General features: G+C 63.0%; 14 protein-coding genes. 6 read left to right on the top strand and 8 right to left on the bottom strand.

The window, feature by feature from the left end; all coding sequences use genetic code 11:
• Positions 1-10: 10 nt before the first annotated feature.
• Both HAP47_RS24860 and HAP47_RS24855 read left to right on the top strand, forming a co-directional pair.
• Positions 11-244: an MFS transporter gene (locus tag HAP47_RS24860; protein WP_173642352.1), complete on the top strand. Its 234-nt coding sequence runs from the start codon at positions 11-13 to the stop codon at positions 242-244.
• A gap of 62 nt (positions 245-306) precedes the next feature.
• On the top strand, positions 307-657 hold the full coding sequence (locus tag HAP47_RS24855; RefSeq protein ID WP_173642353.1) for a Lin0512 family protein: 351 nt from the start codon (positions 307-309) through the stop codon (positions 655-657).
• A gap of 72 nt (positions 658-729) precedes the next feature.
• Here the strand turns inward: HAP47_RS24855 and HAP47_RS24850 are convergent, their stop codons facing one another.
• A complete protein-coding gene (locus HAP47_RS24850; protein WP_173642354.1) occupies positions 730-1,611 on the bottom strand; it encodes an SDR family oxidoreductase in 882 nt (293 codons plus the stop codon).
• A gap of 78 nt (positions 1,612-1,689) precedes the next feature.
• Here HAP47_RS24850 and HAP47_RS24845 point away from each other — a divergent pair, with 78 nt between their 5' ends.
• Entirely contained in the window at positions 1,690-2,394 is a 705-nt protein-coding gene (locus HAP47_RS24845; RefSeq protein ID WP_173642355.1) for a glutathione S-transferase family protein, read from the top strand.
• Here HAP47_RS24845 and HAP47_RS24840 read toward each other — a convergent pair.
• Both HAP47_RS24840 and HAP47_RS24835 read right to left on the bottom strand, forming a co-directional pair.
• Entirely contained in the window at positions 2,391-2,945 is a 555-nt protein-coding gene (locus HAP47_RS24840; protein WP_173642356.1) for a disulfide bond formation protein B, read from the bottom strand. The two genes, HAP47_RS24845 and HAP47_RS24840, sit on opposite strands and share 4 nt — an antisense overlap.
• Before the next feature lie 8 nt (positions 2,946-2,953).
• Complete coding sequence (locus tag HAP47_RS24835) at positions 2,954-3,112, bottom strand: DUF5993 family protein (protein ID WP_173642357.1); 159 nt, start codon at positions 3,110-3,112, stop codon at positions 2,954-2,956.
• A 141-nt stretch (positions 3,113-3,253) separates the two neighbouring features.
• Here HAP47_RS24835 and HAP47_RS24830 point away from each other — a divergent pair, with 141 nt between their 5' ends.
• Positions 3,254-4,582 carry a dicarboxylate/amino acid:cation symporter gene (locus HAP47_RS24830; protein WP_173642358.1) on the top strand — a complete coding sequence of 443 codons (1,329 nt, stop codon included), beginning with the start codon at positions 3,254-3,256 and terminating at the stop codon, positions 4,580-4,582.
• A 294-nt stretch (positions 4,583-4,876) separates the two neighbouring features.
• On the opposite strand, the gene HAP47_RS24825 is transcribed toward HAP47_RS24830, so the two are convergent.
• Positions 4,877-6,301 carry a DUF1254 domain-containing protein gene (locus HAP47_RS24825; protein ID WP_173642359.1) on the bottom strand — a complete coding sequence of 475 codons (1,425 nt, stop codon included), beginning with the start codon at positions 6,299-6,301 and terminating at the stop codon, positions 4,877-4,879.
• A 450-nt stretch (positions 6,302-6,751) separates the two neighbouring features.
• On the opposite strand from HAP47_RS24825, the gene HAP47_RS24820 reads away from it, so the two are divergent.
• Positions 6,752-7,459 carry an amidohydrolase family protein gene (locus HAP47_RS24820; protein ID WP_173642360.1) on the top strand — a complete coding sequence of 236 codons (708 nt, stop codon included), beginning with the start codon at positions 6,752-6,754 and terminating at the stop codon, positions 7,457-7,459.
• 117 nt (positions 7,460-7,576) lie between these two features.
• Here HAP47_RS24820 and HAP47_RS24815 read toward each other — a convergent pair whose 3' ends face one another.
• From HAP47_RS24815 to HAP47_RS24800, 4 genes are all read right to left on the bottom strand, one after another.
• Positions 7,577-8,035, bottom strand: coding sequence for a GNAT family N-acetyltransferase (locus tag HAP47_RS24815; protein ID WP_173642361.1), 459 nt, complete (start codon positions 8,033-8,035; stop codon positions 7,577-7,579).
• 140 nt (positions 8,036-8,175) lie between these two features.
• Positions 8,176-10,350: an alkaline phosphatase family protein gene (locus HAP47_RS24810; RefSeq protein WP_173642362.1), complete on the bottom strand. Its 2,175-nt coding sequence runs from the start codon at positions 10,348-10,350 to the stop codon at positions 8,176-8,178.
• Positions 10,350-12,158, bottom strand: a complete 1,809-nt coding sequence (locus tag HAP47_RS24805; RefSeq protein ID WP_210285369.1) for a multicopper oxidase family protein — start codon at positions 12,156-12,158, stop codon at positions 10,350-10,352. The genes HAP47_RS24810 and HAP47_RS24805 overlap by 1 nt, the downstream gene beginning before the upstream one ends.
• A 347-nt stretch (positions 12,159-12,505) precedes the next feature.
• The gene (locus HAP47_RS24800) at positions 12,506-12,958 is read right to left on the bottom strand and encodes a hypothetical protein (RefSeq protein ID WP_173642363.1); all 453 of its coding nucleotides are present in this window, start codon (positions 12,956-12,958) and stop codon (positions 12,506-12,508) included.
• 70 nt (positions 12,959-13,028) lie between these two features.
• Here HAP47_RS24800 and HAP47_RS24795 point away from each other — a divergent pair, with 70 nt between their 5' ends.
• Positions 13,029-13,814: an ATP12 family chaperone protein gene (locus tag HAP47_RS24795; RefSeq protein WP_173642364.1), complete on the top strand. Its 786-nt coding sequence runs from the start codon at positions 13,029-13,031 to the stop codon at positions 13,812-13,814.
• Positions 13,815-13,873 lie beyond the last annotated feature (59 nt).

Here is a 13,873-nt window from a genome sequence, read left to right as displayed (position 1 = left end):
CGTCGAGCCGGTGGGCGAGATCGGCCTCCATCGCGAGCGCGGCGTTGCGATGGGCCTCCCGATGACGGGCAGCAATTTCGGACAGGTGACCGGACCGATCGCGGTCGGCGCGGTCGTCTCGGCGTGGGGTTGGAGCGCGGCCTGCGTCGTGGTGGTTGCGGCGGCGATCCTCGCCGGTCTTGCGGCATGGATGCTGGCGCGCGGCGATCACAACGGCGTCGGCGAGGCGAGGCACCCGGCTTGACGCCGCGAGCGCGGGGGTGAAGGAGTGAAGGTCTATCACGCCAACGACGACAGGAAAGTTTCATGACACGCGTGCGCTGTATCACCGAAATGGGCATGGGCGTCGACGTCCACGGCCGCGATGCCACCAAGGCCGCCAAGCGCGCGGTCTCGGATGCGATCCGCCATTCCAGCCTCGGCTTCTTCCGCATGCTCGGCAAGACCGCCAACGACATGTTCGTCGACGTCACGATCGCCGTGCCGAATCCCGAGGCGGTCGATACTGACGCCGTCGCCAGGGAATTGCCCTATGGCACCAAGACCGTGAAGGCGATCGCGGGCGGGCTCGAGATTCCGTCCGATGTGGGCAACGACCCGATCCTGATCGCGAACGCCGCCGTCATCGTCAGCTTCGACGACGGGAAGAGCGACTGATCAACCGCGCTGAGCCGGTTGGACCCTCACGTCGTCGTCCTGGCGAAAGCCAGCACGACGGATTTGGAGGCGTCAATCGCTGCTTCGAAAATAGTCGGGCTTGCCGGTCGTCCAGGTCTCGCCCCAATGCTGGCCGCCGCCGTCGACGGTCAGCGTCTCGCCGGTGATGAACTTGCCGGAGGGCGCGGCGAGATAGACCGCGGCCTCCGCGATGTCCCAGGGCGTGCCCGGACGCATCATCGGGTTGGAGCGTGGATAGGCGGCGCGCGCCGCCTCGCTGTAGACGTTCCAGCCCTCGGTCTCGATCGCGCCGGGCGCGATGCAATTGATGCGGATGTTCAGCGGCGCCCATTCGACCGCGAGCGCGCGCGACAGCCCGATCACGCCGGAGCGTGCGGCGATCGTGTGCGCGATGCCGTAGAGGCCGTGCGTCGTGACCACGACGATATTGACGATGCTGCCGGGATGTTTGCGGTCGCGCCAGCGCTGCGCCGCGGCCTGCATCATGTACCAGGTGCCGTTGAGATTGGTGTTGATGACCGCGTTCCAGCCCTTGATCGAGAAGTCGATCGCGGCTTGCGGGAATTGGCCGCCGGCGCTGTTGACGAGATGGTCGACGTGGCCATGCGCGGTCCACAGCGCGTCGAACATCGTGCTGACCGCGTCGGGATCCCTGATATCGGCAACGTGCGCCGAGGCCTTCAGGCCGCGATGGCCGAGATGATCGACCAGCGCATCGAGCTTGTCGGCACTGCGTCCCACGATCACGACATGTGCGCCGAGCCGGGCGAACAGCCACGTGATGGCGCGGCCGATGCCGCCGGCGCCGCCGGATACGACGACCACCTGACCGGCCAACGCGTCTGCCGCAAACACGGTCGGATGTGTTGCGAGTTCGTCGTCGGAGGGGCCGAGCGTCGCGTCTGTTCCTGCGTCTGTCTGTTGATCGTTCATGGCCGGTTGCAGACCTTGCGGCTTTCAATGAGCTCCGTACATTAACCACCCAACAACAACCGTGCAAAGAATGTCGACATGACCGATCTGTCAGCCTTTCCCATCACAAGACGCTGGCCCGCCCAGCATCCGGACCGCCTGCAGCTCTATTCGCTGCCGACGCCGAACGGCGTGAAGGTCTCGATCATGCTCGAGGAGATCGGGCTGCCCTATGAGGTCCATCTCGTCGACTTCAACAAGGACGACCAGAAGACCGCGGAGTTCCTGTCGCTGAACCCGAACGGCAAGATCCCGGCGATCCTCGATCCCAACGGTCCCGGCGGCAAGCCGCTGCCGTTGTTCGAGTCCGGCGCGATCCTGCAATATCTCGCCGAAAAGACTGGCAAGCTGTTGCCGGCGGATGCCGCGCGTCGCTACCAGACGATCCAGTGGGTGCATTTCCAGATGGGCGGCTTAGGGCCGATGTTCGGCCAGGTCGGTTTCTTCCACAAATTCGCCGGCAAGGACTTTGAGGACAAGCGGCCGCTGCAGCGCTATGTTGCCGAATCCGGGCGCCTGCTCGGCGTGATGGAAACGCATCTCGCCGGGCGGCAGTGGTTCATGGACGATGAATACAGCATCGCCGACATCTCGATGCTCGGCTGGGTGCGCAATCTGATCGGTTTCTACGGCGCGCGCCAGCTCGTCGAGTTCGACCAGTTCACCCATGTCGCGGCCTGGCTGGAGCGCGGTCTCAAGCGGCCGGCGGTGCAACGGGGGTTGAATATTCCCAAGCGGCCCTAACTCGCCTGCTTCAGCAACTCATAGACGATAGGATTGTCGGCGCAGGCGGCAAAGCCGCATTCGAGCAGCGTTGAAAGCACGTTCAGCGCCGTCAGCCCGATCACCAGCCACACCGCACCTTGTGCGAATCTGCCGGGCGAGGCGCCCGGCGCCGTGCGGTGGTCGAACTGGCGGTCGAACACCAGCATGGCGGCGAGCAGAACGATCGCTGCGATGAATCCGATCAGCGCCCACGTATAATAATGATAGCCGAGCAGCGCTGACCCATAGCCGGCGTCGCCGGGGAGGATGTGCAGCAGCACCTGCCGGGTCGAGACCGAGGCGCCGAGCACAGCCGTCAGCAGCGACAGGGCATAATGGCTCGGCCGCGGTCCGAAGCGGATGTTCAGGATCGGTCCGATCGCCAGCAAGGCGAAAAGGATGCGCTGCAACAAACACAGCGGACAAGGCAGCTCGTGCAGCAGAAGCTGCGCCGCAAAAGCTGCCGCCAGCAACAGCGCGAGGCCATAGAGCGCGAGGGCATTCAGCGTCACTGCCTGCGTGTCGGTCATGGCTTGCCTCAGAACGACAGAGTGAGACGGTCGGTGGCGTGGTGCAGCAAGGCCGCGACGCAGGCGACCAGGATCACCGCGAACAATCCGATCGCGACCGGACGCGGGCCGCGCCAGGCCACCAGCATGGCGATGGTGATGGCGAGAAACAGCGCGGTGAAATCCATCTCAGCCTCCGGATGCGTGCCGGCGATAGTCTATGACAGATTCGTGTGCGCGCGCGGCGGGTGCGAATGGCCATTGTCGCTTGCGCGCGGCTCCGCCAAGATGGCATCACCAGTTGAGTTCATTCCAGCCCGGGGCACCTCATGACCACAGACGCGATCAAGCCCGCCGTCCATCACAGACATCAGCCCTGGTACAAGATCCTCTATATCCAGGTGTTGATCGCGATCGCCGCCGGCGTCTTGATCGGGCATTTCTATCCCGGCCTCGGCAAGCAGTTGAAGCCGCTCGGCGACGGCTTCATCGCGCTGATCAAGATGATGATCGCGCCGGTGATCTTCTGCACCGTGGTGCACGGCATCTCCTCGATGGGCGACCTCAAGCGCGTCGGCCGGGTCGGGCTGAAGGCGCTGATCTATTTCGAGGCGGTGTCGACGGTCGCGCTTGCGGTCGGCCTTCTGATCGGCGAACTGCTGCAGCCCGGTCGCGGCTTCAACATCGATCCCGCCACGATCGATCCGAAATCGGTCTCTACCTACGTGACGCAGGCGAAGGAGCAGGGCATCGTCGCCCATCTGATGGCGATCATCCCCGACAGCTTCTTCGGCGCGCTGGCGCGCGGCGATCTGCTGCAGGTGTTGCTGATCTCGATCCTCTCGGGGTTTGCCATTGCCTTGATGGGCAAGCCCGGCGAGCCGATCGCTGAGGCGATCGACAAGGCGTCCAAGATGTTCTTCGGCATCATCCGGATGATCGTCCGCGTCGCGCCGCTCGGCGCGTTCGGCGCGATGGCCTTCACGGTTGGCGCCTACGGCCTCGGCTCGCTGGTGAATCTGGCGGCGCTGATCGCCACCTTCTATCTCACCAGCATCCTGTTCGTGCTGATCGTGCTGGGCGCGATCGCGCGGCTGGCGGGCTTCTCGATCATCCGCTTCATCGCCTATATCAAGGACGAGCTCCTGATCGTGCTCGGCACCTCGTCTTCGGAGACAGTGCTGCCGCAGATAATCCAGAAGATGGAGCATCTCGGCGCCTCGCGCTCGGTGGTCGGCCTCGTGGTGCCGACCGGCTACAGCTTCAATCTCGACGGCACCAACATCTACATGACCCTGGCGACGCTGTTCCTGGCGCAGGCCACCAATACCCATCTGACGATCTGGCAGGAGCTCGGCATCCTCGGCATCGCGATGATCACCTCGAAGGGCGCCTCCGGCGTCACCGGTGCCGGCTTCATCACGCTCGCCGCGACGCTATCGATCGTACCAGACATTCCGATCCAGTCGATCGCCATCCTGGTCGGCATCGACAAGTTCATGAGCGAGTGCCGCGCGCTCACCAATTTGATCGGCAACGGCGTCGCCTGCATCGTGATCAGCCTCTCCGAGGGTGAGCTCGACAAGGACGCGCTGCACCAGGCGATGGCGCATCCGCTTGAGCTAGGCGAGGCGCTGGAGCCGGGCGGGTCGGGCTGAGCAACATGAAGTTATGGGGCCGTCACAGAGGGGCGCTGCCAAAATATCGAAAACAACCCCATGCAAAGGTGCCGGCGGCGGCCGCCGTTCCACCATGCAACTTGACACGTCGGGCAACTCGGGGATATTCTTCCAATATTCCGAAATCGCGCAAATGCTCACGGCAGAAGCGGTCTTCTTCAGCTTTCGGCATAGCCGCGATATCGCTCCCGTGTGCTTCCGGCTTTAATGGACATGGAAACGAGCGGCGACGTTAATGCGTCCCCGCTCGCCCAGCAGCGAATTTTTTTTGATCTATTGAGCCAGACCCGGAGATTTCTGCACGCGCGTGACCGGCGGTGGGCTCCACTTGCCGGTGAGAGCCTCCGATGATGGGCTGTAAAGGCGCATGGTCAGATTGAACGCGCCCTTTGGAGCGGGGAGCCAGTTTGCTTCCTTTTCCTCTCCCGGACTTTCATTCTGGAAGTACAGGTCCAACGATCCATCGGCGTTGTATTTGAACGGCATCCAACTGCTGACCGCAAAGCGATTCAGGATGTTCCCAACCTGGAAGCCTTCAGCATCATAAAGCGTGATCGACCAGAACGCCCTGGCCGGAGGCGTGTTACCCTTGTCGAAATGGAGAGCATACTTGCTCGCCCCATCGAGTGGCTTGCCGGTTTCGTCGCCCAGATTGAGGGGATAGACAGCATCCTCCGGGAGGTTCGCGCCGAGACCGACTTGAGTGACAATGGCGCGTTTCAAATAATAGTTGCCATACACGCCCATCGTGTCGGTGTTCATTGACCAGCCGTTCACGACGCGTGCCAGCGTCGGTATCTTCCAGGCCATCAATTCCCGCGCGTCCTCTGGAGCGCTCGCCAACGCCTTGCGGACCGCAGGGTCGAGCTTCTCGATGTCAAAGTTCTTGCCCGGCTCGATTCCGATCTTCTTCAATTGCGCGATCATTGGCTGGTCGGTGATATGCGGTGGGTTCACCTTGAGAAGCTCGGCAGCATAGGCGAAGTACCTCGCGGCAGCCATCCTATCGACCTGAACCTTGGGTGGCGTCTTCATGTCTACGTTGGGATCAATCTTCACTTCCACGGGCTTGGCAAGCTTGCCCCAATCGGAAAGTGCGGCGATCTTGTAACCCGCCTGTATCTTGTGAACAGCGTCGTAGTCCGTTGGCCCATCGGTCTTTGTTCGTCCGATGATCCAAACGAACGGCGTCGGCGCGCTGATGCGCGTCAGTTCCGCGGGGACCGTCCCGGTCCAGCCTGGCGGCGTGATGAGGTAATTGCCTGCATGAGTGCCCGTTGTTCGCCAACCGGGCGAGGCAAATACATCCGTCCACATGTCAAGCATCGGCAGAAGGTAAAAGCGGCCGTCCGTGTCCGGCACCGAAACAACTAACGGCTCCCTGGTCATATCGAGCCAGGCAATCGAATACAGGGTGTCGAAGTTTGATCGAACGACGCCTTTGAAATCAGCTGGAGGATACTCCGGCACGTTCGTGAAAATGTTCATCGGACCCTTGCCGAATTCCTTGCCGGGCTCGATGTTGGTAAATTGCTTTCGCGTCAGGTCCATCGAGATCAATGGATAAAAATACAAATAGGCATCGACCGCGATGGCGTGCGCTTCCTGCTCGGTGATTGCGGCCTGAGCTTGTGCGGTGAGCGCAAGAGGCGGAGAAAGAAGAAGGCTCAAAGCCAGCGCGATCGCATGCTTGTTCATGGAACCTCCTGTTAGTTGAACGCCAACCGAGCCATTGGAAGCTTCCAAGCTGACGGATTTCGCATTTGAAGCGTTGAGCCAAATCAAATAGTCAGAACTGGGCCAGAAGGCCACGTCCGGATCGGGTCTCATTCGCGACTGGGTCGAACCAGTTGCAAGTCGGGCCATGTCCGCTATGCCGCCGAAGCAGAAGTAGATTCAGAGCATTGGCAGCAACTCAAGGGGCCAATGCGGCTTGAGAGTATCGGCGCGATTCAAGCTCCAAAACTGGAGCCTCTGATCATGCGCTACGAACTCAGCGATCATGAATGGACGGCCATCAAACCTGCTAGCCAAGGCAAGCTCAAGAACATGGTGCCGCGATCTCTCACATGTCAAATTGCGCTAACGGTACGCTGAAAGAACAACATCTTCCCCAAGGGCGGGCATCCCGTCTACGTCCCGAGCGAGGTGCAACTGCCCGAGGTCGCCACGCCCGAGGAGGCGACGAAATGGGCGCGCGACTGGCTTGCGATGGGCGAGGACGGCATCAAGCTGTTCACCGGCGCGTTCATGGGCGACAAGCCCGTCATCAACATGGACCCGGCGATCGCCAAAGCGGCCGTCGATGTCGCGCATGCGCAGGGCCGGCCGGTGTTCGCGCATCCGCAGAACAAGGTCGGCGTCGAGACGGTAATCGCAGCCGACGTCGACGTGCTCGCGCACACCACGCCCAGCGAGCGGAGCTATACGGATGATCAGCTGGCGCGGTTCAAGGCTCAAGGGACTGCGCTGATTCCGACGCTTGCGCTGTTCACGACGGTGGTTCTCGACCCCAACGTCACCAACCGTCTGGTGGCCGCGACCGTCAACCAGCTCAAGCAGTTTTCGGAGAACGGCGGCACCGTGCTGTTCGGCACCGACGTCGGCTTCACCACACTGTACGACACCACGCAGGAATTTCAGCTGATGCACCGCGTGCTGTCGGAGCGTCAGGTGCTGGCCTCGCTGACGACCAATCCGGCGCGGTTCTTCAAGGCCGCGAAGAAGGGCAAGGTGGAGCAGGGTTTCGACGCCGATCTCGTGGTGCTCGACGGCGATCCGCTCAGCGACGTCGCCAATCTTGCGAAAGTGAGCACCACCATCCGTGCAGGTCACGTGATCTATCAGAAGCCGTGATAGCCGGCCGGGAATTTCAAGAGCAGCGTTGACGCGTTCAACGCGCGACAAATCTTTAAGCGGCCGATCGCGCTACCTACTCGCGATCCTGCGCCAATCGGCCAGGGCCGATGAACGTCAAAGCGTCAGCTTGTAGCCGACATGGCTGCCGACGAATCCCAATCGTTCGTAGAAGCGGTGCGCATCGGGGCGCGCCTTGTCGGTCGTGAGCTGCACGAGATCGCAGCCTCTCGTCCTGCATTGCGCAATCGCCCATTCGAACATCTGTTGCCCGACGCCCGAGCTGCGATGCATCTCGGCAATTCGGACCGCTTCGATCTGCCCGCGCCAGGCGCCCAGGCGTGCCATTCCGGGAATGAAGCTGAGTTGAAGGGTCCCGATCACCTCGTCGTTCAGGGTCCCCACGACCAGCAATTGGTTGGGATCGGCGAGGATGGCTTTGAAAGCGTCGATGTATCGTGGGTTCGGCGGCGAGCTCGCATCCTCGCGCTGCTGCCCCAGGACGTCGTTGGCGAGAAGTGCGATGATCGCCGCGAGGTCGGCGGGCTGAGCCCGACGGAAAGCGATTGATGTCATTGAACAGGATTTCCATGGAGACGAGACCGGTGTCGCCAGACACGTTACAGGCTCGCGCAGGCTATGGACATCCGGCGTGCGGCAAATGAAATCCGCCGGCCTTTCGGGCCGGCGGATCGGTATGTCGCGAGGTGCGGTGGTCAGTGATCCCAGCCACCGTCATGATCCCAGCCGCCGTCATGATGATGGCCGCCGTCGTCGAAGTCGAAGAAGTCGAACAGATCGCTGAGCGCCGGGCTGTTGACCGGAACATAGGGATTGCCGGGCGCCGCAACCGGGTTCGGGAAGTTATCGCGGCTGCGGTTCGTGATCGGCTCCAGGCGCCAATTCCGCTCGATGAATTTGATGATCGAGACGTGATCGGCATATTCATGCGAGATGTGGCCGTGCCGCGCGAACGGCGACACCACGATCAGCGGAATACGGGTGCCGTCGCCGAAATAGTCGAGCGGCTGCACATAGCCCGAGTCGAAGTAGCCGCCGCCTTCGTCGAAAGTGATGAAGATCGCGGTGTCCTTGGCATAGTCCGAGGCCTGGACCTGGTCGACGATCTTCTTGGTGAAGCCCTCGAACAGATTGAGCTTGGAAGACGACGGGTGACCGTCGGTGAAGCCGCTCGGCTTGACGATCGAGACCGCGGGCAGCGCGTGCTTGGAGAGGTCGGAGTACAGATCAACCGAGTCCTTGATATGGGCTGCGACCTGGTCCGGGTGCGACATGATCGAGGTGTCGTACTGGAACGGATTGCAGATGTTGCAGTACTCGTCCGCGGTCGGACCGGCCGCGCCCCAGTTGAGCTGATAGGGATCGTTGACGTAGTTGTTCCACTGGTCGCCGTAGTACTTCCAGGAGATGTTCCGCTCGTTCAGGCTGTCGCCGATGCTCTTGCGGGTCGACGGCGGGATCGTGAACGGCGTGTTGGACGGATTGGTGTCGGTGTAGGCGTTCTTGCCGTTGCCGAAGTAACCCGGATTGTAGTTGTTCAAGAGATAATAGTGGCCGGGTTCGCAGTTCGCGTTGATGTGGATCCCCTTCAGATAGTCCAGGATCGGCTTGACGCCGGGCTGGCTCGAATCCGAGCAGTCGCTGTAGGAGCCGCCGCCGGACACCGGGCTCGTCTGGTAGGGCGGCGGGTAGCCGCCATTGCCGCCGGCGCCGTAGCCGTCCTCGGTGTACCAGTTGTTGGTGCCGGCAGCCGGATTCGGATTCTCGATTTGATGCACGATGCCGGCGTCGGGGGTGCCGCCGAACACTTGCGTGCTGTTCGGCGGGACCGCGGCGTTGCCGTAGGTGTCGCTGAAGTAGATCATGTCGGCATGACCGAACATGATGTGGTTGGCACCGGTGCCGCCGTTGACGGACTGGTGGAAGTTGTCGCTCATCGCGTATTTCTGCGCGAGCGAGGTGAAGTAGGGCACGTCGCCTTTCTGCACGTTGTAGAAGCCGAGCGCCGTCGAACCCTCGCCCGTGGTCGTTGCCGTCGGTGAGTAGTCCGTCGAGAAGTTGGAGGGCTGCGCCGCACCGTTGGCGCCCGCGCCGACGGTCACCTCGACCCAGGCGAACAGATTGCCACCGCAGCCCGACGGATTGTCACGGCTGGCCGCCGAGTGGTTGCAGTTCAGCTGCTGCCACATCTGGTAGAAGCGATGCACCGGACTTGCCGAATAGGTGTCGTAGGGCATCGCATCGCTGTTGGTGAGCTGGAACGGACCGGCCGGCAGCGCGCTGACATTGGTGATGCGCTGGTCGGGGGTCTGCGAGGTCTGACCGGTGCCGCCGCTCAGGAGGAACTGGTAGTACTCGGACGGCAGGCCGGTTTCCGACTGCTGCGCCAGCACAAGCGACGCCTCGCAGGTGGTGATCGGCGAGCTGCCGCATTTATTCGGGATGTAGGAGACCTTGGGGCCGCCGACCAGCGGAGCCGGCAATTGATCCTTGGGGAAGTTCTGCTTCGGCGGGCTCAGCAGGAACGCATCGTTCAGGCCGGTATCGGTCGCCGCCTGCTGATGCGCCTTCTCGAAGTTCGGCCCGGGGATCGCGTTCTTGTTGCCGTCGAGCTTGACGATGCCCTGCGAGAGCAGGTTGAACACGCCCTGGTCGCGCCGTTCGGGCACGTAGGTCGCGAACACGTGGTCGAAGCTGCGGTTCTCGCCGATGATGACGATCACGTGCTTGATCGGCGACCGCGTCTCGTGTCCACCGTGGTGATTCCAGTCCTCCGCTAGCACCGGGCCGGCGGTGAACTGACCTAGCGCAAGCGCGCTGAGGGTGAGGCGGCAACCTTGCAGCCAACGTGACCTGTGCTTGTCGCGCATTAAAGCTCTCCTTTTTGCTGGTTGAGCGGCTTGGTGGAACTTGCGGTGTCTCGCGGCACGACCCTGATGCGTCCCATCATGCCGCCGTCCTCGTGCTCGAGGACGTGGCAGTGGTAGACGAAGGTGCCGACGATGTTGGGATCGCGAAAATCCATGCGCAGGCGCACGCTCGGATATTTCAGCATCCGGCCGTTGTAGTAGGGGACGTTGACGGTATCGCGCAGAAACGGTTCGTTGACTGCGACGCCGGACCAGTCGAGCAGCTGGAAGTGCAGCTGATGGATGTGGAAATCATGCAGCTCCATCGAGCGGTTCTCGATGATCCAGTCCTCGACGTCGCCCTGTCTCACGGTGATGTCGGGAATGTCCGATAGCGGATCGAACGGTTTCGGCGTCTCTCCGTCGAGGGTCATGAAGAATTTGGTCGGGCTGTTCGGGTCGTTCGGGTTCTCCGGTTGCTCGGAGAAGAACAGCTTCCGGACGCGCACCGGCGCGACGTTGCCGACCCACGGTCGCTCCGGTCGCGGCAGCGGCTCGGCGCGGGCGGGCAGCGCGGCCTGCGGCTCGCTTGCATTGACCGAGGACGTGATCGCGACAAGCGCGCGGTTGGGATCGTTCTCGCCGGCAGGCCCGGTGTCGACCGCACGCGTCACCAGCAGGGCAGAGCTGCCGGCCGGCGGTCCCTCGACGATGAATTCGGCGCGCGAGCCCGGCGGCAGGCCGATATGGTTGACCCATTGCACTGATGGCGAGGGGCTGCCCTGGAACTGCAACGGCACCCCATCGAGCCCGACGATGCCGATCTGTTGCGGTGTGCGGCCGACCAGCAGCGCGAGGTTGAGATAGGTGATCGCGGACGCGTTCAGCACCCGCAAGAGCTGCCGCTCGCCCGGCTTCATCGTGAGCCGGGCCGGCGGATAGTTCGGATAGGGCACCGGCACGAAATTGACGGAAAGATCCTTCGACGGCTTGCCGAAACCGGTGCCGGAGCTGGCAACGTCGCCGTCATTGTCGAGCTGGCTCTTGGTCATGACCGGCTCGGATTTCGACGGCAGCGCGTCGGGATTGACGAGATCCTGGTCGCGGATCACGAGCACGCGCTCGGGCAGGCCAGCGAGCTGTGGATCGGCGCGCTCGATGCCTTCGATGATGATGGCGCCTGAGGCGCCGCCGAGCACCTGCGTCTTGCTGAAGCCGTGCAGATGCGGGTGATACCAATAGAGGCCGGGCGGTGCATCGTCGGGGATGCGCAGGCGGTATTCGAACGGCGCGTCGTCGGGCTGGATCGAGGTCTTCAGCACGTCATCCTGATGGCAGACCGGCGGCACCGTCAGCCCATGGAAGTGCAGATTGGTCGAGATCGGCGTCATCGCGCCGCTCTCGCAAACATCGGCCTGCTTTCGCGTCGTGCAGATCGGCGCGCCGGCGAGCGGGCGGTCGATCGCAGGCGTTGCCGTATCGAGGTCGACGAGGTCGTTCTTGAAATGGATGACCAGCTGATCGCCCGGCTTCAGCCGCAAGGTCGGCGACGGCTTGCCGTCCGGTGTCAGATAGCAATAGCGGCTCGTTCCATCCGGCAGCTTCTGATCGTGGATGCTGAGGCCGGTTTCGAGGATACCATCGCGGCTGCGCAATTCGGCAGATTCCTCGATCGCGCTTCCGGGCTCGGGCCGCGCACAAACGTCTTGTTGCGCTTGCGGCGCATTCTGCAGGCCCGTTGCGCCGAGCCAGGCCGTCATGCCGCTCACGGCAAGCCCGAGGCACGCCGCGGCGATGGCACAACAAACGGTCGAAAGTCGTCGTGCCACGGCGCCCCGCCAATACGCCGCCACCGGTGCGCAAGCGCGCAACGACGCCACGCGTGACGCCAGTCCACGTCTTGCGACCGCAATGGTCGACCAATGCTTCTGTTTGGTGTCGCGAGGCTAGCCGGGCGTTGTTGCCGGAATCTGGCAGGTTTTTAACGCGCAGATGACAGTGCGTTGCGGCACTTCGACGCGGAAGTGCGCGCGACGTTCAAACCTGCTGAGCGATCAATCGGATGCACCATGGGCGTACCGAATTGCGGAGAAAGCAGGACGCGCAGGCAACCGTCAGATATTTTTCTCTTGCGCGTCGCCGATCGCATCGCGCGCTGTCGTGTTGACGATCGGGATTAACGCCTGAACTGCGCGAGAAACATCCGCAACGAATCGTGCGGGCTCTCGACGTCCGCAATCACCCAGCCGTCGGGGCCGTTGACGACGATGAAGTTGAGCGTGACCGCGCGGCCCTCGTTGTCGAATGTGACCGTCACGTCGGTCTTGTCGAACTGCCGGCGCGGAATTGCGATCGAGATCGGGCCGAGTCGCCACGTCGGGCTCTGCACCAGGAAATCGTAGGGGGCGTCGTGCAGGGCGGTCCAGGCGCCGCGCAGGCTGGAATCGAAGAATTGCCGGGCGGTTTCGTCGTCGCGCGGCAGGCCATTCGAAAATGCGGCGCTGCCATTGCCATAATGGGCGTAGACGTTGCGGATCAGCGATTCCGGTGTACGGAACCCGGCGTCGGTGGCGGCTCCGAAAACCGTCGCCACCAGTGAAAAACCCGCGAGGAATTTGCCGCGTCCCATCAGCTTTATTTGCCGTTGCCGCTGACGTATCTTGCAGGGAACTCCTTCCGAACGAAAGCCGGCCGGCGCGATGCGCGAACTCTTCGACGACGTCCCAGACCAATCCCCGCTCGACCCGCAGGAGGCGGTGCGCCGCCACATCCGCAGGCCGCAGCGCAAGCGGTTCTACACCAGCGCCGGCGTGGCCGAGGCTGATGGCGGATTTTCCATCACGCTCGACGGCAAGCAGATCCGCTCGCCGTCCGGCAAGCCGATCGTGGTGCCGAGCCGTGCCATTGCGGATGCGGTCGCGGTCGAATGGAATGCACAGGGCGAGACCATCGATCCCATGACCATGCCGCTGACGCGCCTCGCCAACAGCGTGATCGAGGGGGTGATCGACCGCGTCGACGAGGTCGCTGACGATGCGGCAAAATTCCTCGGCAGCGATCTGCTGTTCTATCGCGCCGGGCATCCCGAGACGCTGGTGGCGCGCGAGGCCCGGCACTGGGACCCGATCCTGTTCTGGGCCGCCGATACGCTCGGCGCCCATTTCGTGATGGCCGAGGGGGTCATGCATGTCGGCCAGCCCGAGCCCGCGATCAAGGCGGCGCGTGCGGCGTTCCCGACCGATCCATGGTCAGTCGCGGCGCTCCATGTGGTGACGACGCTGACCGGCTCGGCTCTGCTGGCGCTGGCGCTCGCCCATGGCGTCCGCGACGAGGACCAGGTCTGGGCCGCCGCCCATGTCGACGAGGACTGGAACATCGAGAAGTGGGGCGTCGACGAGGAGGTCGCCGCGCGTCGCGCCGCCCGGCAGGTCGATTTCAGGGCCGCCGCCGGCGTCCTGAGGGAGTTCAGGCCGGATGCCGGTTAACGAGACCTTTACGGCGCCGGGCTAGCCTGCGGCGTGATCCTGCCGCCTGGCCGAGACCT

This window comes from Bradyrhizobium sp. 41S5 (assembly GCF_011516665.3).
Taxonomy (GTDB): domain Bacteria; phylum Pseudomonadota; class Alphaproteobacteria; order Rhizobiales; family Xanthobacteraceae; genus Bradyrhizobium; species Bradyrhizobium quebecense.
Note: the sequence above shows the minus strand (reverse complement) of the source record. Positions and strands in the feature narration are given on the sequence as shown.